At 70.8% G+C, this 18,562-nt stretch carries 18 protein-coding genes; 12 read left to right on the top strand and 6 right to left on the bottom strand.

The genetic code is table 11. From position 1 onward, the window contains the following. Positions 1–242: 242 nt before the first annotated feature. Positions 243–542, top strand: coding sequence for a DUF4193 domain-containing protein (locus DQ392_RS33155; protein WP_114019403.1), 300 nt, complete (start codon positions 243–245; stop codon positions 540–542). Positions 543–560: 18 nt separating this feature from the next. Further along, on the top strand, positions 561–1,286 hold the full coding sequence (locus DQ392_RS33150) for a hypothetical protein (RefSeq protein WP_114019402.1): 726 nt from the start codon (positions 561–563) through the stop codon (positions 1,284–1,286). Positions 1,287–1,356: 70 nt separating this feature from the next. On the opposite strand, the gene DQ392_RS33145 is transcribed toward DQ392_RS33150, so the two are convergent. Beyond that, positions 1,357–1,824 (bottom strand): DUF3093 domain-containing protein, encoded by a 468-nt coding sequence (locus tag DQ392_RS33145; protein WP_114019401.1) that lies wholly within the window; start codon positions 1,822–1,824, stop codon positions 1,357–1,359. A gap of 57 nt (positions 1,825–1,881) precedes the next feature. Here DQ392_RS33145 and DQ392_RS33140 point away from each other — a divergent pair, with 57 nt between their 5' ends. From DQ392_RS33140 to DQ392_RS33105, 8 genes are all read left to right on the top strand, one after another. After that, entirely contained in the window at positions 1,882–2,484 is a 603-nt protein-coding gene (locus DQ392_RS33140) for a PaaI family thioesterase (protein WP_114019400.1), read from the top strand. Positions 2,485–2,582: 98 nt separating this feature from the next. Beyond that, on the top strand, positions 2,583–3,167 hold the full coding sequence (gene dut, locus DQ392_RS33135; RefSeq protein WP_425470691.1) for a dUTP diphosphatase: 585 nt from the start codon (positions 2,583–2,585) through the stop codon (positions 3,165–3,167). A 1-nt stretch (position 3,168) separates the two neighbouring features. Continuing rightward, positions 3,169–3,963, top strand: a complete 795-nt coding sequence (locus tag DQ392_RS33130; RefSeq protein ID WP_114019399.1) for a DUF3710 domain-containing protein — start codon at positions 3,169–3,171, stop codon at positions 3,961–3,963. A gap of 240 nt (positions 3,964–4,203) precedes the next feature. Then, positions 4,204–4,971 carry an ABC transporter ATP-binding protein gene (locus DQ392_RS33125; protein ID WP_114019398.1) on the top strand — a complete coding sequence of 256 codons (768 nt, stop codon included), beginning with the start codon at positions 4,204–4,206 and terminating at the stop codon, positions 4,969–4,971. Positions 4,972–5,027: 56 nt separating this feature from the next. Next, positions 5,028–7,733, top strand: a complete 2,706-nt coding sequence (locus tag DQ392_RS33120; protein ID WP_245982287.1) for an ATP-binding protein — start codon at positions 5,028–5,030, stop codon at positions 7,731–7,733. A gap of 32 nt (positions 7,734–7,765) precedes the next feature. Continuing rightward, positions 7,766–8,452 carry a response regulator gene (locus DQ392_RS33115; RefSeq protein ID WP_114019397.1) on the top strand — a complete coding sequence of 229 codons (687 nt, stop codon included), beginning with the start codon at positions 7,766–7,768 and terminating at the stop codon, positions 8,450–8,452. Between the two features lie 30 nt (positions 8,453–8,482). Continuing rightward, positions 8,483–8,887, top strand: a complete 405-nt coding sequence (locus DQ392_RS33110) for an OB-fold nucleic acid binding domain-containing protein (RefSeq protein WP_114019396.1) — start codon at positions 8,483–8,485, stop codon at positions 8,885–8,887. A gap of 3 nt (positions 8,888–8,890) precedes the next feature. Further along, complete coding sequence (locus DQ392_RS33105) at positions 8,891–9,715, top strand: DUF3159 domain-containing protein (protein ID WP_114019395.1); 825 nt, start codon at positions 8,891–8,893, stop codon at positions 9,713–9,715. A gap of 319 nt (positions 9,716–10,034) precedes the next feature. On the opposite strand, the gene DQ392_RS33100 is transcribed toward DQ392_RS33105, so the two are convergent. Then, positions 10,035–10,697 (bottom strand): potassium channel family protein, encoded by a 663-nt coding sequence (locus DQ392_RS33100; RefSeq protein WP_114019394.1) that lies wholly within the window; start codon positions 10,695–10,697, stop codon positions 10,035–10,037. Positions 10,698–10,722: 25 nt separating this feature from the next. Beyond that, positions 10,723–11,382: a potassium channel family protein gene (locus DQ392_RS33095; RefSeq protein ID WP_114019484.1), complete on the bottom strand. Its 660-nt coding sequence runs from the start codon at positions 11,380–11,382 to the stop codon at positions 10,723–10,725. A 69-nt stretch (positions 11,383–11,451) separates the two neighbouring features. On the opposite strand from DQ392_RS33095, the gene DQ392_RS33090 reads away from it, so the two are divergent. Both DQ392_RS33090 and DQ392_RS33085 read left to right on the top strand, forming a co-directional pair. Continuing rightward, the gene (locus DQ392_RS33090) at positions 11,452–13,542 is read left to right on the top strand and encodes an APC family permease (protein ID WP_181856675.1); all 2,091 of its coding nucleotides are present in this window, start codon (positions 11,452–11,454) and stop codon (positions 13,540–13,542) included. Between the two features lie 85 nt (positions 13,543–13,627). Next, positions 13,628–14,983, top strand: a complete 1,356-nt coding sequence (locus DQ392_RS33085; RefSeq protein ID WP_114019392.1) for a class I SAM-dependent RNA methyltransferase — start codon at positions 13,628–13,630, stop codon at positions 14,981–14,983. A 534-nt stretch (positions 14,984–15,517) separates the two neighbouring features. On the opposite strand, the gene DQ392_RS33080 is transcribed toward DQ392_RS33085, so the two are convergent. The 3 genes from DQ392_RS33080 to DQ392_RS33070 all read right to left on the bottom strand — a co-directional run bounded on the left by DQ392_RS33080 (position 15,518) and on the right by DQ392_RS33070 (position 18,555). Beyond that, positions 15,518–16,012 (bottom strand): HIRAN domain-containing protein, encoded by a 495-nt coding sequence (locus DQ392_RS33080; RefSeq protein ID WP_114019391.1) that lies wholly within the window; start codon positions 16,010–16,012, stop codon positions 15,518–15,520. Between the two features lie 347 nt (positions 16,013–16,359). After that, complete coding sequence (locus DQ392_RS33075) at positions 16,360–16,785, bottom strand: hypothetical protein (RefSeq protein WP_147266621.1); 426 nt, start codon at positions 16,783–16,785, stop codon at positions 16,360–16,362. A 66-nt stretch (positions 16,786–16,851) separates the two neighbouring features. Continuing rightward, the gene (locus DQ392_RS33070; RefSeq protein ID WP_245982285.1) at positions 16,852–18,555 is read right to left on the bottom strand and encodes a restriction endonuclease fold toxin-2 domain-containing protein; all 1,704 of its coding nucleotides are present in this window, start codon (positions 18,553–18,555) and stop codon (positions 16,852–16,854) included. Positions 18,556–18,562: the final 7 nt, after the last annotated feature.

Here is an 18,562-nt window from a genome sequence, read left to right as displayed (position 1 = left end):
GGTTTCCGCAGGTGGAGATCGTGGGCAGTACCCGGGATGGCGTGTGCGGAGCGCTACCGGGGACCGTTTATGGTCCTCCTCGACAGCCGACGTGATCACCTCTTCAGGGGTGCGGTTGGGTGTCGATTGAGTAACAGACCTTGATGTGAGGCAAAATCTCCGCCTCGGGCCGGGCACAAGTCCGGCCTCTCACGCGTTACGTGCGCTGGAGACACCAAAGACACCCAGAGGGGGAGAGCGAAATGGCTACGGATTACGACACTCCACGCAAGACCGACGACGATGTCAACGAAGACAGCATCGAGGAGCTGAAGGCCCGGCGGAACGACAAGTCCGCGACCAATGTCGACGTGGACGAGTTCGAGCAGGCCGAGGGTCTCGAGCTTCCCGGCGCGGACCTCTCCAACGAGGAGCTGTCCGTCCGCGTGCTGCCCCGCCAGGCCGACGAGTTCACGTGCATGGAGTGCTTCCTCGTGCACCACCGCTCGCAGCTCGCGGCGGAGAAGAACGGCCAGCCGATCTGCCGCGACTGCGCGGCCTGACCGGGCGGACTGCTGCTCGTGGCGGTCGACGACGCACGTGACGACGAGCGGGGCCCTCATGACCGGTCGGCCTCGCTCGTGCCGTACGGGGACGGCACGGCGGACGGCGCAGCGCTGTCCGAGAGCAACGAGCACCACAAGCGGTCGCGGCGCGCGCCGGGGCGCCGTACACGCGCCTTCCTGCGCGTCGTCGCGGACCGCGTCATCGAGACCGCGCCGCGTGTGCCGGTGCGGAATCTGGACACCCTGCGCACACAGTTTCCCGGCCTGGGCACCGAGGAGCTGGCCGACAAGCTGGTCGCCGGAGCCACCAAGAGCTCGGCCACCGTCGGCGCCGGCGTCGGTGCCGCGGCCATGATGCCCGTACCGCCGGCCATGCCCGCCGAGCTGGCTGCCGAGATCGTCGGTGTCGCCGGTGTCGAGCTCAAGCTCATCGCCGAGCTGCACGAGGTCTACGGACGGCGCGCCCCGGGCGGCAGGCGCGAGCGGGCGATGGCGTATCTGAGCGCCTGGACCGGCGAGCGCGGCATCGATCTGGCCAGGCCCGCCACCGTGGACGCGGCCATGGGCGGGCAGCTCCGCCGCCGGCTGCGGCAGCAGGTCATGAAGCGCACGCTGCGCAACCTGCCGAACCTGACCCCGTTCCTGGTCGGTGCGGCCGTCGGCGCCCACCTGAACCGACAGGACACCGCGAAGCTCGCCGCCCGCGTCCGCGCGGACCTGCGCCGCGGTCCCGCGGCCTGACTCCTCGGTGCGGATCCCAACGGACCGTGCCGCTCCCCGAACGCCTCCGCAGTGTCCTCAGAGCGCTCTGTCAGGGCCGCGCGGCCTCCCTGGCGGCACGCACCGCTGCGGCCAGCTCCCGAGGGTGACGCGTGGAGACGTACACGTACGGTGTCGGATCCTCCGGGTCGGTGACCTCGATCCGCACCGCCGTGGGCACGTAACCCCGCAGCACCATGTGGGCGCGGGTGTCCGCCTTGTACGTGCGCCAGGCGCGGGTCTCCTCCTCGTCGAGCGGCTCGGCCTCGCCCAGCGCCGTGACCGGGATCTTCGCCTCGCCCGCGACCAGGGACCCCGCCACCACCCGCACCCGCACGCCGCCGTAGGCGCTCACGCACACGGCGGCCAGGGCGGCGCCGCCCACCAGTGCGCACAGCAGCGGCAGCACGCCGAACGGGAAGAGCATCAGGGCGCAGCCCACGCCGACTCCGGCGGCGATCAGCCACCAGGAACGGGGAGCTGTCAGGCGTTCGTCGTAGGGCGCGGGCGCGGGAGGCATGTCTCCAGCTTGGCACGGCGTCCCGGCGTCCCCCGCGCGGCGGTAGGGTCTGCACCCGTGAGTGCAGTCAATCCCCCCGGTTCGCCGAAGACCTCGCTGGTGCCCCCGCCCGACGCCGTGGCACCGGTCCGTCATGCCGAGGCCCCCGCCCCGGGCACCGCGCTGGGTGCCCACTACGACATGTGCTTCGGCTGCGGCGCGGGTCAGCCGCACGGCCTGCACCTGGAGGCCCGCGCCGGGGAGGGCGTGAGCGTCACCGCTGAGTTCACCGTCAAACCCGCGCACCAGGGCGCTCCCGGCCTCGCCCACGGCGGGGTGCTGACGAGCGCGCTGGACGAGACGCTCGGCTCGCTGAACTGGCTGATGCACGTGATCGCCGTGACGGGACGGCTGGAGACCGATTTCCTGCTGCCCGTCCCGGTCGACACCGTGCTGCACCTCGACGCGCAGGTCACGGCGGTGCACGGGCGCAAGATCTATTGCAGCGCGACCGGCCGGACAGGCGGCCCCGACGGGCCGGTGGCCGTACGCGCCGACGCCGTCTTCATCGAGGTGAAGGTCGAGCACTTCATCGACAACGGCCGCAGCGAGGAGATCCAGGCGGCCATGGACGACCCCGACCAGGTCAGGCGCGCCCGCGCCTTCGAGGTGAACCCGTGACAGACGAAGATCCCCCGCGGGACGAGACGTACGTGGCTCATGGGGCGCCCGGGACTGACGAGGTGCCCGGGGCCGATGGCGCGCTGGGGGCTGACGAGATGCCCGGAGGCGTGCGGCGGCCGGTCGAGGTGCTGCTCCGGCGTACGGACCCCGACGTGCCCCTGCCCGCCTACCAGCACCCCGGCGACGCCGGGTGCGATCTGGTGACCACCGAGGCCGCCGAGTTGGCGCCGGGGGAGCGGACCGTGCTGCCCACGGGCGTCTCCCTCGCCCTCCCGGACGGCTACGCCGCCTTCGTCCACCCGCGGTCCGGCCTCGCGGCCCGCTGCGGCGTCGCGTTGGTGAATGCGCCGGGAACGGTGGATGCCGGGTACCGTGGGGAGATCAAGGTGATCGTGGCCAATCTGGATCCGCGGGAGTCCGTGCGGTTCGAGCGGTTCGACCGTATCGCCCAACTCGTTGTCCAGCAGGTGGAGAAGGTGCGTTTCCGCGAGGTCGACCAGTTGCCCGGTTCAGCGCGCGCCGCGGGCGGCTTCGGCTCGACGGGCGGCCACGCGGCCCGTCCCGCCGAGCGGGCCGCCGCCGTGCCCGAGGAACCGCGCGACACCCCGCAGACAGCCGCACAGCAGAAGGATTACGTTGCGGTCGGTGCTGATCGAGCTTCCGACCTGAGAGGACAGTGACGTGTTCGGACGTCGTCGCAAGAAGAGCGAAGAGCCTGAGGGCACCTCGGACGAGTTCGAGACGGAACAGGAGCAGGACGCCCGTGACGAACCGGCCGACGCCGCGGAGTCCGAAGAGGCCGCGTCGGAGGAGAGCAGGGTCAAGCTGCCCCCGGCACCCCGCCCCGACGGCCCCTGGGACATCGACGAGGTCAGCGACCCCGGCTCCGGCAGGGTGGACCTCGGCGGCCTGTACATCCCCGGGGTCGAGGGCATGGAGCTGCGGGTGGAGGTCGCGGGTGACGCGATCGTCGCCGCGACCGTCGTCCTCCAGGACAGCGCCGTGCAGCTCCAGGCCTTCGCCGCGCCCAAGCGTGAGGGCATCTGGGACGAGGTGCGTGAGGAGATCGCTTCGGGCATCACCCAGCAGGGCGGTGTCATCGACGCGGTCGACGGCCCGCTGGGCTGGGAGCTGCGGGCGCAGGTACCGGTGCAGCTGCCCGACGGCACGGGCGGGGTGCAGGTCGTGCGCTTCGTCGGCGTGGACGGCCCGCGCTGGTTCCTGCGCGGTGTGATCTCCGGCCAGGGCGCGGTGCAGCCGGAGGCCGCCGGCGTGCTGGAGCAGATCTTCCGCGACGCCGTGGTGGTGCGCGGTGAGGGCCCGATGGCGCCGCGTGACCCGATCGTCCTGAAGCTGCCGCAGGACGCGCAGATGGTGCCTGACGGGGTGCAGCAGGAGACGGTCGAGGAGGGCTCCCGGTTCGCGGGTGGCCTCGACAAGCTGCAGCGCGGTCCGGAGATCTCCGAGGTTCGCTGACCTCCCTCCACCTGTCGTCCGACGGCGGCCGGCCCCCGAAAGGGCGCCGGCCGCCGTCGTGTGCGGGGTTCTCCCGCGCGGCGCTCGGCGCGGCCGAGGCCGCGGCCCCGCAAGACGGTGGCAGGGCGGGCCCCTGGCCGCGCCCATTGCCACACGCCTCCGAGCCCCCGCATACTGACGCGCGACCCGCCGACCCGCACCCCCGAACTCACACGCACAGGTGACGCGTTGACACACCCCATGGTCGAGCTCACAGATGTGCACCGCACCTACGGGCGCGGTCCGGCCGCCGTGCACGCGCTGCGCGGCGTCTCCCTCACCGTCGCGCGCGGTGAACTGGTCGCCGTCAAGGGGCGTTCGGGCTCGGGCAAGACGACGCTGCTCAACCTGGTGGGCGGCCTGGACGCGCCCGACGCGGGGCGGATCGCCCTCGACGGCACCGACCTGGCGACGCTCGGCGAGAGCGACAGCCTGGCGCTGCGCCGCGACCGTATCGGTTTCGTCTTCCAGTCCTTCGCCCTGCTGCCCGTCCTCACCGCAGCGGAGAACGTCGGCGTTCCGATGCGGATGCGCAGGCTGCCTGCGGCCGAACGGGAGGAGCGGGTCGCGCTGCTGCTCGCCATGGTCGGGCTCGGCGACCACGCCCGGCAGCGCCCCGAAGAGCTGTCGGGAGGCCAGCAGCAGCGGGTGGCCATCGCCCGTGCGCTGGCGAACCGCCCTGCGCTGCTGCTGGCCGACGAGCCCACGGGCCAGCTCGACGCCGAGACCGGGCACGCCGTGATGGAGCTGCTGCGCGCCGTCGTCCGCGGCGAGGGTGAGGACAGCGAACCCGTCACCGCCCTGGTGGCCACCCACGACGCGACCCTGCTGGACCTCGCCGACCGGGTGGTCGAGCTGGCCGACGGCACCCTGAGGGACCCGGCCCGTGCGGCGGCGTCCGGCCCGCGGCCCGCCGTACCGGGACCCGGTGGTGAGGACCAGGGCCCCACGATCCTTACGGAACCCTGACGCGGTAGCCGACGCGCGGAGGAGGGGAAGACGGCGGCAGCGGCGACAATGGGGGCATGTCGTCTGGAGCCCAGCCGCACCGGGGTCAGCTGCGGGTTTTTCTCGGGGCGGCGCCCGGGGTCGGCAAGACCTACGCCGTGCTGGCCGAGGCGCACCGCCGTACGGAGCGGGGAACCGACGTGGTGGTCGGATTCGCCGAGCACCACGACAGGCCGCGTACCGAGGCGCTGCTGCACGGCCTCGAACAGGTGCCGCACCAGATTCTGACCCACCGTGACGCCCAGCTCACCGAGATGGACACGGACGCGGTGCTGGCCCGCCGCCCCGCCGTGGCCGTGGTGGACGAGCTGGCGCACACCAACGTGCCCGGGTCGCGCAACGCGAAGCGCTGGCAGGACATCGAGGAACTGCTGGCCGCGGGCATCGACGTGGTCTCCACCGTCAACATCCAGCACCTGGAGTCCCTCGGCGACGTCGTGGAGTCGATCACCGGGGTCCGGCAGCGCGAGACCGTGCCGGACGAGGTGGTGCGGCGCGCCGACCAGATCGAGCTGGTCGACATGTCGCCGCAGGCCCTGCGGCGCCGGATGGCGCACGGCAACATCTACGCGCCGGACAAGGTCGACGCCGCGCTCTCCAACTACTTCCGCCCCGGCAACCTGACCGCGCTGCGCGAACTGGCGCTGCTGTGGACCGCCGACCGGGTCGACGAGTACCTCCAGCAGTACCGCTCCGAGCACCGCATACGCTCCACCTGGCAGGCCCGCGAACGCATCGTCGTCGGCCTCACCGGGGGCCCCGAGGGCCGCACCCTCATCCGGCGTGCCGCCCGCATGGCGGCCAAGGGCTCGGGCAGCGAGATCCTGGCCGTGCACATCTCTCGCGCCGACGGCCTCACCTCCGCCTCGCCCAAGGAACTGGCCGTCCAGCGCTCGCTCGTCGAGGACCTGGGCGGCACCTACCACCACGTCATAGGGGACGACATCCCCCCGGCGCTGCTGGAGTTCGCGCGGGGTGTCAACGCCACGCAGATCGTGCTCGGCTCCTCGCGCCGCAAGACCTGGCAGTACGTCTTCGGACCCGGCGTGGGCGCGACCGTGGCGCGGGACTCGGGCCCTGACCTGGACGTGCACATCGTCACCCACGAGGAGGTCGCCAGGGGCCGGGGGCTGCCCGTGTCGCGGGCGGCACGGCTGGGCCGGGCCCGGGTCGTCGCAGGATGGCTGACCGCGTTCGGCGCCCCCGCGCTGCTGGCTCTCCTCATGCTGGCCTTCGAACCGGACGTCGGCTTCGCCAACGACGTTCTGCTCTTCTTGGTGCTGACGGTGACCGCGGGGATGGTGGGCGGGCTGTTGCCCGCGCTGGTCTCGGCCGCCGTCTGCTCGGCGCTGCTCAACTACTTCTTCACCGATCCGGTCCACACCTGGACCATCAGCAGCGGACGCAACATCGTCTCGCTGGCCGTCTTCTTCGGCGTGGCCGCCGCCGTCGCCTCCGTGGTGGACCTGGCGGCCCGCCGCACCCAGCAGGCCGCCAGGCTGCGCGCCGAGTCCGAGATCCTCTCCGTGCTGGCAGGCAGCGTCCTGCGCGGCGAGGCGCAGCAGGAGCACGGCGGCCCCGGGCCGAGCCTGGACGCGCTGCTGGAGAGGGTGCGCGAGACGTTCGCCATGGACTGCGTGGCCCTGTTGGAGCGTGCCGACGAACGGGCACCGTGGACGTGCGCGGGCAGCGTGGGCGCGGTCGCCGGCGGCGAGCCGCCGGCCGGCCCCGAGGACGGCGACACGGACATGCCGGTCGGCGACCACATGATGCTCGTGCTCTCAGGGCGGGTGCTGCCGGCCGAGGACCGCAGGGTGCTCGCCGCCTTCGCCGCGCAGGCCGTCGGCGTCCTCGACCGGCAGCGGCTGCTGGGCGAGGCGGAACAGGCGCGGGAGCTGGCGGAGGGCAACCGCATCCGCACCGCGCTGCTGGCCGCCGTCAGCCACGACCTGCGCACCCCGCTGGCCGCCATCAAGGCGTCCGTCTCCTCACTGCGCTCCGACGACGTGCAGTGGTCGAAGGAGGACGAGGCGGAACTGCTGGGCGCCATCGAGGAGGGCGCCGACAAGCTGGACAACCTCGTCGGCAACCTGCTGGACATGTCTCGCCTGCACACCGGCACGGTGCGGCCCCTCATCAAGGACATCAGCCTCGAAGAGGTCGTCCCCAAGGCGCTGGGCGGCGTCCCGGAGGGCAGCGTCAGACTGGCCGTGGCCGAGGCCCTGCCGCTGGTCGCCGTCGACCCGGGCCTGCTGGAGCGGACCGTGGCCAACCTGGTGGAGAACGCGGTCAAGTACAGCCCCGACGGCAAGAAGGTGCTGATCAAGGCGAGCGCGCTGGCCGACCGGGTGGAGGTACGGGTCACCGACCGGGGGCCCGGAGTGCCCGACAGCGACAAGGACCGCATCTTCGAGCCGTTCCAGCGCTACGGGGACGCGCCGGGCGGCGCCGGAGTGGGCCTCGGACTCGCCGTCGCCCGCGGCTTCGCCGAGGCGATGGGCGGCAGCCTGGAGGCCGAGGACACCCCGGGCGGAGGGATGACCATGGTGCTCACGCTCCGCGCGGCACACGGCCGCGGTCCCACACGCCCCCGCACGCCCGCGTACGCCGCGCCTGGCCACCCCGCACAGCGCACCGGTGCGCCGCTCCAGCCGCCGCGCTCCGGCACAGCGCCCCACCACCCGCGCTCCGGGGCACGCCAGCAGCAGCGCTCCGGATTCTGAGCGCCACAACGGAAAACCGAGAGGAAGCAAGCATGCACCGGGTGCTCGTGGTCGACGACGAGCCGCAGATCGTCCGCGCCCTCGTGATCAACCTCAAGGCACGCAAGTACGAGGTGGACGCCGCACACGACGCCGCGACCGCGCTGCGTATGGCCGCCGACCGCCACCCCGACGTCGTCATCCTCGACCTGGGCCTGCCCGACATGGACGGCGTGGACGTCATCCGCGGCATCCGCGGCTGGACCCGCATACCGATCCTGGTCCTCTCCGCCCGCCAGACCAGCGACGAGAAGGTCGAGGCGCTCGACGCGGGCGCCGACGACTACGTCACCAAGCCGTTCGGCATGGACGAGCTGCTGGCCCGGCTGCGGGCCGCCGTGCGCAGGTCCGAGCCGCCCGCCGGGATGCCCGAGGGCTCGGGCGTCATCGAGACCGAGACCTTCACGGTGGACCTGGCCGCGAAGAAGGTGCGGCGCGACGGCGGCGACGTGCGGCTCACGCCCACCGAATGGCACCTGCTGGAGGCCCTGGTCCGCAACCCGGGCCGGCTGGTGAGCCAGAAGCAGCTGCTGCGGGAGGTCTGGGGCCCCTCCTACGGCACCGAGACCAACTACCTGCGCGTCTACATGGCACAGCTGCGCCGCAAACTGGAGACCGACCCCGCGCACCCGCGGCACTTCGTGACAGAGGCGGGGATGGGGTACAGGTTCGAGAAATAGCGGGGGTTCCCGGCGGGTACCCTGGCGGTTATGACTGGCGCCACCCGAGAGCAGCGGGGCACGGGAAGCGGGCGCTTCCGACGCTTCCTGGAACGGCTCTCCTCCTCCGAGGAGGACCTGCGCTCCGCCGAGCTGCGTGAGGAAGCCGAGGACACCGGCTGCACGCGGATTGCCGAGTGCAGCGACCGCGACATGGTGCGGGTGACGGGTACGCTGCGCACCGTGACTCTGCGGCCGCGCGCCGGGGTGCCCACGTTGGAGGCCGAGCTGTTCGACGGCTCGGCGCCACTGGACGTCGTCTGGCTGGGCCGCCGCTCCATCGCGGGCATCGAGCCGGGCCGCAAGCTGATCGTCTGGGGACGGATCACCACCAGCCACGGCCGTCCCGCGATGTTCAACCCCAAGTACGAGCTGCGACCACTCGGACAGGAGTAGCGGGTGACCCCTCCCGACAAGCAGACGGACCCGGCCCGGCCGGCCGTCGAGCCCGGCGCGACCGGCACCGACGACGAGCGGCCGGCCGACACGGGCGCCTCGCAGGCCGAGGGCGGCTCGCAGGCCGTGACGGAGGCCGCGCTGTTCGAGGCGTTCGGCGGGGTGCGCGGGCTGATCGAGACGACCGTCCCCGGCCTGGTGTTCATCGCGATGTTCACGGTGAACAAGGACCTCCACACCGCCGCCATCACCGCGTTGGTGATCTCCGGAGTGATGGTCGTCGTCCGGCTGCTGCGCAAGGACACGGTCAAGCACGCGTTCAGCGGGATCTTCGGCGTCGGCTTCGGCGTGCTGTTCGCGATGATGACCGGCAACGCCAAGGACTTCTACCTGCCGGGCATGCTCTACACGCTCGGCCTGGCGCTCGGCTACATCGTCACGTCACTGGCGGGCGTGCCCCTGCTCGGGCTGGTGCTCGGTCCCGTGTTCAAGGAGAACCTCTCCTGGCGCAAGCGCAACCCCGGCCGCAAGAAGGCCTACACGAAGGCCAGCTACGCCTGGGGCTTCATCCTGCTCGGCAAGTCGGCCGTGCTCTTCCCGCTCTACTTCTGGGGCGACACCACCCAGTTCGGCTGGGTCACGGTCGTGCTGAAGATCCCGCCGTTCCTGCTGGCCGTCTACCTCACGTGGATCTTCCTGGCGAAGGCGCCCCCGCCGATCAACGTCATCGCCGAGATGGAAGCCGAGGACGAGGCCGCCAAGGCCGAGAAGGCCGCGGCGAAGGCCGCCACGGCCGAGGCCGGCACCCCGGGCCGCCACCGCCGCTGACCCGCCGCTCCCCGCCCCGCCCGCGGTCCGTCCGCCGGACCCGTCTGCCGTCCGCCTCCCGGCTCCGTAACGGCCCCTGGAGCGCCCGGGGACCCCGGGGGAGGAGCGACGGCCACGAGCGGGACGGGGCCGCCGGTAGTCGGCGTGGACGCCCGAGAGCCGACGCCGGGGCCCGGGAGCGGAGTGCCCGACGCGGGCGCGCGAGAGCCGATGTGGGCGCACGCCTGGGCGCCGACGCGGGCGCGCGCCGGACATGGCGAGCGCCCTCGCGTCGTACGGGCAGAGGCGCGCGCCCTCGCGCCGTACGGGCACCGGCGCGCTACGAGCGGGCCGAGAGCAGTTCCTCCAGCTGTTCCTCGCGCGCGGGCGCGGCCACGAAGAGGAGTTCGTCGCCCACCTCCAGCGCGTCGTCCCGGTCGGGGGTGAGCACTCGGTTGCCCCTGATGATGGTGACCAGCGAGGTGTCCTCCGGCCAGTTGACGTCACCGACCCGCACGCCTGCCAGTGTCGACTCCGGCGGCAGCGTCAGCTCGACCAGGTTGGCGTCGCCCTGCGAGAACCGCATCAGCCGCACCAGATCGCCGACGCTGACGGCCTCCTCGACGAGCGCCGACATCAGGCGCGGCGTCGAGACGGCGACGTCCACGCCCCACGACTCGTTGAACAGCCACTCGTTCTTCGGGTTGTTGACGCGGGCCACGACGCGCGGGACGCCGTACTCCGTCTTGGCCAGCAGGGAGACGACCAGGTTGACCTTGTCGTCGCCGGTCGCGGCGATCACCGTGTGGCAGCGCTCCAGGGCGGCCTCGTCGAGCGAGGTGATCTCACACGCGTCCGCCAGCAGCCACTCGGCCTGGGGCACCCGCTCGACCGAGATCGCCGTCGGCGCCTTGTCGATCAGCAGGACCTCGTGCCCGTTCTCCAGCAGCTCACCCGCGATGGACCGGCCGACAGCGCCCGCCCCCGCAATAGCGACCCTCATGCCGCTTTCCCCTTGTTCGCTTCGCTCACGATTCCGGTCCTACGGCAAAGACTTCTTCGACCCGGGCCATGTCCCCGCAGCGCATCATCACATGCACGAGGTCGCCCTCTTGCAGCACCGTCTGGGAGGTGGGCAGCACGGCCTCACCCAGGCGGGTGAGGAAGGCGATACGCACCCCGGCCTCGTCCTGGAGCTTGCTCACCCGCTGGCCGACCCAGGCGGGCGAGGTGTGCACCTCGGCGAGCTGCACCGCACCGCTGGGGTCCCGCCACAGCGGCTCGGCCCCCGAGGGCAGCAGCCGGCGCAGCATCTGGTCGGCGGTCCACCGCACGGTCGCCACCGTCGGGATGCCCAGGCGCTGGTAGACCTCCGCGCGCCGGGGGTCGTAGATGCGGGCGGCCACATGGTCTGTGCCGAACATCTCACGTGCGACGCGGGCGGCGATGATGTTGGAGTTGTCGCCGCTGCTGACCGCGGCGAAGGCCCCGGCCTCCTCTATCCCGGCCTCCCGCAGGGTGTCCTGGTCGAAGCCGATGCCGGTGACCCTGCGGCCGCCGAAGCCCGAGCCGAGGCGCCGGAAGGCGGTGGGGTCCCGGTCGATGACCGCCACCGTGTGGCCCTGTTGCTCCAGGGTCTGCGCGAGTTCCGCTCCCACTCGTCCGCAGCCCATGATCACAATGTGCAACGCCCGTCCCTTCATCCCGTACAGCGGGCCGTCTCAGCATCGCACGACTGACCGCATACGATCCTCTGCGTGTCCAGGATGACCGACGTACCGAAACGACTTCTCCTCGGGAGGGCGCTCCGCAGCGACAGGCTCGGCGAGACGCTGCTTCCCAAGCGTGTCGCCCTCCCCGTCTTCGCTTCGGACCCGCTCTCCTCGGTCGCCTATGCCCCGGGCGAGGTACTGCTGGTCCTCTCCGTCGCGGGAGTGTCCGCCTACAACTTCAGCCCGTGGATCGCCGTGGCGGTCGTCGTCTTGATGTTCACGGTGGTGGCCTCCTACCGGCAGAACGTCCGCGCCTACCCGAGCGGCGGCGGCGACTACGAGGTGGCGACCACCAACCTCGGACGCAGAGCAGGTCTGACCGTCGCCAGCGCGCTGCTGGTCGACTACGTGCTGACCGTCGCCGTCTCCATCTCCTCCGGCGTGGAGAACCTCGGCTCGGCCATCCCCTTCGTCGTCGAACACAAGACCTTCTGCGCGGTCGCGGTCATCGTGCTGCTGACCCTGATGAACCTGCGCGGCGTCCGCGAGTCCGGCAAGCTGTTCGCCGTCCCCACCTACTGCTTCGTCGTCGGTGTCTTCGCCCTGATCATCTGGGGCCTGGTGCGGGGCGTCCTGCTGGGCGACGACATGCACGCCCCCACGGCGGACTACGAGATCCACACCGAGCAGCACGGCATCGCCGGGTTCGCACTGGCGTTCCTGCTGCTGCGCGCTTTCTCCTCCGGCTGCGCGGCGCTCACCGGCGTCGAGGCCATCAGCAACGGCGTGCCCGCCTTCCGCAAGCCCAAACCGCGGAACGCGGCGACCACCCTCGCCCTGATGGGCGGGCTCGCCGTCACCATGTTCTGCGGCATCATCGCGTTCGCCATGGTCACCGGCGTGAAGATGGCGGAGAACCCCGCCAAGGACCTGCTGATCAACGGGCACCCCGCGGGGGAGGGCTACACCCAGAATCCGGTGATCTCCCAGGTCGCGGCCGCGGTCTTCGGCGACGGCACGGCCCCCTTCGTCTTCCTCGCCGCCGCCACCGCGCTGGTGTTGTTCCTGGCGGCCAACACCGCCTACAACGGCTTCCCGCTGCTCGGCTCGATCCTCGCCCAGGACCGCTACCTGCCGCGCCAGCTGCACACCAGGGGCGACCGGCTCGCCTTCTCCAACGGGATCGTGCTGCTGGCCGGAGCCGCCGCGATACTCGTGGTGGTCTACGAGGCCGACTCCACCCGGCTGATCCAGCTCTACATCGTGGGCGTCTTCGTCTCCTTCACCCTCAGCCAGACCGGCATGGTCCGGCACTGGAACCGGCTGCTGACCACCGAGAGCGACCCGGCCCGCCGCCGCCACATGCACCGCTCCCGCGCCATCAACGCCTTCGGCGCGTTCCTGACAGGGCTGGTGCTCGTGGTGGTGCTGGTGACCAAGTTCAGCCACGGTGCCTGGGTCTCCCTGGTGGGCATGGCCCTCTTCTTCGCCGTGATGACCGCCATCCGCCGCCACTACGACCGGATCTCGGAGGAACTGGCGGCCGACGAGACGGCCGAACCGCAGCTGCGCCCCGCGCGCGTTCACTCGTTCGTACTCGTCTCCAAGATCCACCGGCCCACGCTGCGCGCCCTGCGCTACGCCAAGCTGATGCGCTCCGACACCCTCGAAGCCGTCACCGTCAACGTCGACCACGACGAGACGGAACTGCTGCGCCGCGAGTGGGAGGAGAGCGACATCGACATCCCCCTCACCATCCTCGACTCGCCCTACCGCGAGATCTCGCGCCCCGTCATCGACTACGTCAAACGACTCCGCCAGGAACAGCCCCGCGACGTCGTCAGCGTCTTCATCCCCGAGTACGTGGTCGGCCACTGGTACGAACACCTGCTCCACAACCAGAGCGCACTGCGGCTCAAGGGCAGGCTGCTGTTCACCCCAGGCGTGATGGTGACCTCGGTGCCCTACCAGCTGGAGTCCTCCGAGGTCGCGAAGAAGCGGGCCCGCAGGCGCGAGCAGTGGAACGCCCCGGGTTCGGTGCGGCGCGGCCCGGTGATCCCGCCCAGGAAGTCCGGCAGGGACGGCGGCGGCCCCGGGGGGAGTGCGGGGAGCCTGACCCGCCAGCGCGGCAAGTAGACTCGGCGGTCGCGGCGCAGGCGGCGTGCCTCCCGCTCACCTCGCCCGCCAGCGGCGAACCCGACGTCTGTGGAGTCACCCCCTCATGCCCGAAACCAGCGCGTCCGACAGCGCGTCCGCGCACGTAGCTCCCTCCCTGGTGGGGGAGGAGTACGAGGTCGAGGTCGGCCCGGTCGCACACGGCGGCCACTGCGTCGCCCGCACGGAGAGCGGCCAGGTGCTCTTCGTACGGCACACGCTGCCGGGCGAGCGGGTCGTCGCGCAGGTGACCGAGGGCCGCGCCGACTCCCGTTTCCTGCGGGCGGACGCGGTACGGATCCTCGACCCGGCCAAGGACCGCATCGAAGCCCCCTGCCCCTTCTCCGGCCCGGGACGCTGCGGCGGCTGCGACTGGCAGCACGTCAAGCCGGGCGCGCAGCGGCGCCTCAAGGCCGACGTGCTGACCGAACAACTCCAGCGGCTGGCCGGCCTGACACCCGAGGACGTCTCCTGGGACGGCACCGTCGAACCGGCCCCCGGCGACAAGGTCGCCCCCGGCGAGGTCCCCGCCTGGCGCACCCGCGTCCACTACACCATCGACGCCGAGGGCCACCCGGGACTGCTCAAACACCGCTCGCACGAAGTGCAGCGCATCGACCACTGCCTGATCGCCGCCCCCGGCGTAGACGAACTCGGCATCGAGGCCCGCGAGTGGCCCGCCATCGCCTCCGTCGACGCCATCGCCGCCACCGGCTCCGCCGACCGCCAGGTCGTCCTCACCCCGCGCCCCGGCGGACGCCTCCCGCTGGTCGAACTCGACCGCGAGGTCTCCGTCCTCCGCGTCGGCGAGAAGGACCGCGCCGTCCACCGCGTACACGGCCGCGACTTCGTCCGCGAACGCGCCGACGACCGCACCTGGCGCGTCGGCGAGGGCGGCTTCTGGCAGGTGCACCCGCAGGCCGCCGACCTCCTCGTCGACGCCGTGATGCGCGGTCTCACCCCCCGCAGGGGCGAGATGGCCCTCGACCTGTACTGCGGCGTCGGCCTGTTCGCCGGCGCGCTCGCCGACCGCGTCGGCGAGCGCGGGGCCGTACTCGGCATCGAGTCCGGCAAACGCGCGGTCGCGGACGCCCGCAAGAACCTCGCCGACTTCCCGCGCGTCCGCGTCGAGCACGGCAAGGTCGACAAGGTCCTGCCCCGCACGGGCATCACCGAGGCCGACCTCGTCGTCCTCGACCCACCCCGCGCCGGCGCCGGCAAATCCCTCGTCGAACGCATCGCCTCCCTCACCCCCCGCCGCATCGCCTACGTCGCCTGCGACCCGGCCGCCCTGGCCCGCGACCTCTCCTACTTCTCCACCACGGGCTACCGCCCCCGCTTCCTGAGGGCGTTCGACCTCTTCCCGATGACGCAGCACGTGGAGTGCGTGGCGATTCTGGAGCCTGCCGAGAAGGGTTCCTGACCTGCGGTTTTGTCCGTGCGCATTATGTGCGGTGTGGGCGTTACGGGCGATATCTTGACGCCGAAATGACGCTCGTGACGCTCATTTGACGCTCGTTCTGATGGTGTGTCAGGCACTCCGTTGGGCAGGTCAGGGCCTGTCAGGGTGGCGTATATCAATGAGGTGCCGAGGGTGGGTGACGCCCTGCGCGGAGCTGCTGGCCCCCAGGTGGCCAGTCGTCCCGGAAAAGGACCAGCGGGCGGGGTGGTGACGGGTGGTGACCTCTGAGCAGTGCGAATGGTTCGCGCTCGTGTTTCTTCGGCTGCTTGATCGCTGGGCGCTGGCGGCCTGTCCCCGAGTGCGCGGGTGAGGGTTTGCTGAGCCGGTGAGAGCTCACCGGCTGGTGGTCGGCCGATCGGGTTGGTGACCCATGGCCCCTGCGTCGATGTGGGAACGGTCAGCGACGATCACCCGGGGGCGAGCGTGATGGTCAGGGTGACCGCGTTGTGCACGTGGAGCTGGTCGGCTCCGTTCTGCTGAGTGATCGATCCGGCGTCAATGGCGAGCTGCGCGTAGACGCGGGGTGCGGGGTTCTCGTCGAGGGCGAGGGCGGGCGATCTCCCGGGCGATCCATCCGAGGAAGACGCCATGGTGCTGGACCTGGATGGCGTTCGGGTCGGCCTCATTGCTGGGCGCGCGGACGAGGCCGAGGAGGGTGCCGGCCGGCAGCTGCGCGAGGTAGAAGTCGTTGCCGCTATGGCGGACACCGCACAGGGAGCAGGTAAAGGTTCCGTTACCGCTGAGGATTGCGGCCTGGGCGGCGCGGGGGCTACGGCGTTCGGTGCTGCGGATGAGGAGGCGGGCGGTCTCGGGGTCAGTGAGCGTGGTGATCTCGTCGGTGGTGAGCTGGCTGAGCCAGTCGAGGAACTGCCGGAAGGTCGGTGCCGGGTAGGGGCAGTTGCCGGCGAGGGCGGTCGCGGTGGCGCGGTTGCGGATGCCGATGCTGGAGGCGTAGCAGGCGGCGGGGCCGCCTACCCCGTATTTGATCATGGCCGGGAGTGCGCCCAGGTGGCCCGCGGCGGGGACGCCGCGCCGGAGTTCGAGAAGCTGCAGCAGCGCGGAGACGACCCAGGCGAGGTCCTGGACGATGATTTTGTCGATCGCGCTGGTCGTCGTGGTGATGTCGGGGGTGAGTAGGTGGCCGTGGTGCGTCCGCGGCGATGGCAGGCCGCCGCTACCGGCTCGGCGTCCTTCTGGCCCTGTGTACCATCGCGGTTGTGGGCGGAGCCTGCAGTTTGATCGCGATCGCCCGGTTCACGAGTGGTATACGGTCCGATCTCCGCCACCGACTCGGCCTGGGAACGACCGTCCCACGCGCCGGCACGCTTTGAGAAGACTCACTCCTCGTTGAGGTCAACAGCGTCGGTGACGTGCTGTTCGATGAGTTCCCTGGTTTCCGCCAGCCATCCATGCGGCAGTAGCTCACTCGGCATGTCGTCTTCCAGCCCCCAGCTAGTGTTGAAGGTAATCCCGGCGCCAGACGGGGTCACCTTGTCCCGGAGCCAGTGTGCGAACTCGGCGGCGAGGGCTGGGGTGGCGTCCTTGAGGGCGACGCCGGTTGGCGTGTGTGCAGCGAAGCCATCGAGTTCCTCATCCGCGATGGTGATGCCGAACCAGAGCTCTGGCGGGCCGGGCCGAATGGGGTCGTCGGCGTTGTCCACGGATCGGATGAAGGTGTTCGGGTCCCGTTCCCTGAGCGCGTCCGCCAGGCACTCGAAGAGGTTCGGCCAGTCCTCTCCTTCCTCCGGGAAGAACGTATACATGGTGCGAGAGTTGGCAACGGTGAATTCCATTACGCAGTGGTCCTCATGTGCTGTGATGGGTCCTCATCAGGGGGCGTAACGTGCGTATCCTTTGACTCCATAGGCTGCCATCATGACACGCCAGTAGGCAACCGAATCGCGGTTGTTGGTGACTGTTTCCACCCCTCGCATCTCTTTGTTGCGGGGGTCTTGGAGGGCGGCGGCGTACTTCTTCATCTCCAGGCGGTCGTCTTTGTAGAGGAAGTTGCGCTGACCTGTCTGATGGTTGTCTCGCAGGGCGTCCAGACTGCGGTAACAGGGCTGGTCAGGCTTCTTCACATACTTCGCCTCTACGGCCATCCCGTCGCTGCGGCGGAAACCATCCACCATCAGCGTGTCGTTCGCCCCGTAGCCCTTAGGTATTGGCACCTCATATTCTGGGTACCCGGATATCCGTTTCTGATAGGCGATTTCAGGTGGCCTGCCGCCGGAGATGTCCCCTTCCCGGAGGGAGTTGATCCACGTGCTGAAGTTGCCGCTTTCCGCCGGAGTCAGAGGCGGAAAGCGGGGGTCGGGTGGATTTGGGGGTGCGATGGGCGGGAGGTTGGGGGAGTGCGGGTCGCGGGGTCGGTAGGCGACGGGTATGGCTATGGGTGCACGAAGTGGCGCCCGGAGCAGCGGCGGGAGCCAGCCGGGGACGCCGGGGATTCCTCCTCTGCCCTCTGGCTGCGGGACCTTGACGCGCTCCTTCGCTACGCCGAGCGCTTCGGCGATCTTGCCCGCGTGGGCGATGGCGGGATCGGAGGCGACCTTGTCGCGCAGGCCGCCGTCGAGGCCGTTGCCGCCGAAGCGGGGATTCTCCCAGGGCCATTGGCCCTTGCCGGTGAGGGGATCGCGGTCCTTGATCTCCTGTTCGCGGGACGAGTCGATGTGGTCGGCGTACGCGTCACATGCCTTGCCGAGTACGAAGCAGGCGGCCGGGAGGGTAGGGAGCAGCGCCTCGTCTTCGGAGACCTGGTCGGGCGGGTCCATGCCCTTGCCGACGAAGCGTGCGAAGAACTTCTCCACCGCGTCGGCAGAGAGGCCCTTGGCATCGAGGTTCGCCTCGCGCCAACAGTCGCGGGCGCCGTAGAAGGCGTCGGCCAGCAGCCCTCGGGCGGTGTACCACTTGCCCGCGATGTCGCGCAGCTTGCCCGCGTCGCCGCGGAAGCGGTCCGAGAAGAGGAACTGATCAACGCTGCCGGTCTCGCCGATCACCTCGGGCAGTTCCTCGCCGCCACGCGCCGGGCGTGGGGAGCAGTCGGGGCGAGCAGGCTGTGGGGCCACGCCGTTGTAGGGGCTATCGGTTGCCTTGAGCAGTTCAGCGGCGATCTTGTTCTCGGTCTTGAGGAACTCCTCGGCCGTCTCCAGCAATGCTCCGCCCCCGTTGCTCACCACGAGGGAGGCGAAGTCGAGTTTGTCGACGATCGCGCCTACAGCCGATTTGTAGACCTTCGCGAAGGCGGCACCCGCCTCGTCGTCGCCGACCATGCCTGCTTGGCCCTGCAGATCGGTGACCAGTGCGTCGAGGGCGTCGTAGACGAAGTCGCGAAGCTGGACCATCTTCCAGGAGGAGTTGAGGAGCTTGACTGTCTGGATCTGGATGGCTTCCTTGCCAGTGGGGGCGGCAGGCTCAGGCTTGAGCCTGCCGGGGTGGTAGCTGCCGTCCGGAGCTTGGTTAAGTTGCATACGGGTCGACTCCCGCTCGGCGGCACCCGTCTTGAGTTCGCCCCACTCCTGCTCGAAGGACACGAGGACG

This window comes from Streptomyces reniochalinae (assembly GCF_003323735.1).
Classification (GTDB): domain Bacteria; phylum Actinomycetota; class Actinomycetes; order Streptomycetales; family Streptomycetaceae; genus Streptomyces; species Streptomyces reniochalinae.
Note: the sequence above shows the minus strand (reverse complement) of the source record. Positions and strands in the feature narration are given on the sequence as shown.

Coding starts and splice junctions, on each gene's coding strand:
- DQ392_RS33100 (WP_114019394.1), bottom strand. CDS start 10,697: ATGAGGGTCGCTATTGCGGGGGCGGGCGCTGTCGGCCGGTCCATCGCG.
- DQ392_RS33085 (WP_114019392.1), top strand. CDS start 13,628: ATGCCCGAAACCAGCGCGTCCGACAGCGCGTCCGCGCACGTAGCTCCC.
- DQ392_RS33120 (WP_245982287.1), top strand. CDS start 5,028: ATGTCGTCTGGAGCCCAGCCGCACCGGGGTCAGCTGCGGGTTTTTCTC.
- DQ392_RS33110 (WP_114019396.1), top strand. CDS start 8,483: ATGACTGGCGCCACCCGAGAGCAGCGGGGCACGGGAAGCGGGCGCTTC.
- DQ392_RS33145 (WP_114019401.1), bottom strand. CDS start 1,824: ATGCCTCCCGCGCCCGCGCCCTACGACGAACGCCTGACAGCTCCCCGT.
- DQ392_RS33125 (WP_114019398.1), top strand. CDS start 4,204: ATGGTCGAGCTCACAGATGTGCACCGCACCTACGGGCGCGGTCCGGCC.
- DQ392_RS33075 (WP_147266621.1), bottom strand. CDS start 16,785: ATGTATACGTTCTTCCCGGAGGAAGGAGAGGACTGGCCGAACCTCTTC.
- DQ392_RS33080 (WP_114019391.1), bottom strand. CDS start 16,012: ATGATCAAATACGGGGTAGGCGGCCCCGCCGCCTGCTACGCCTCCAGC.
- DQ392_RS33115 (WP_114019397.1), top strand. CDS start 7,766: ATGCACCGGGTGCTCGTGGTCGACGACGAGCCGCAGATCGTCCGCGCC.
- DQ392_RS33155 (WP_114019403.1), top strand. CDS start 243: ATGGCTACGGATTACGACACTCCACGCAAGACCGACGACGATGTCAAC.
- dut (WP_425470691.1), top strand. CDS start 2,583: ATGCCCGGAGGCGTGCGGCGGCCGGTCGAGGTGCTGCTCCGGCGTACG.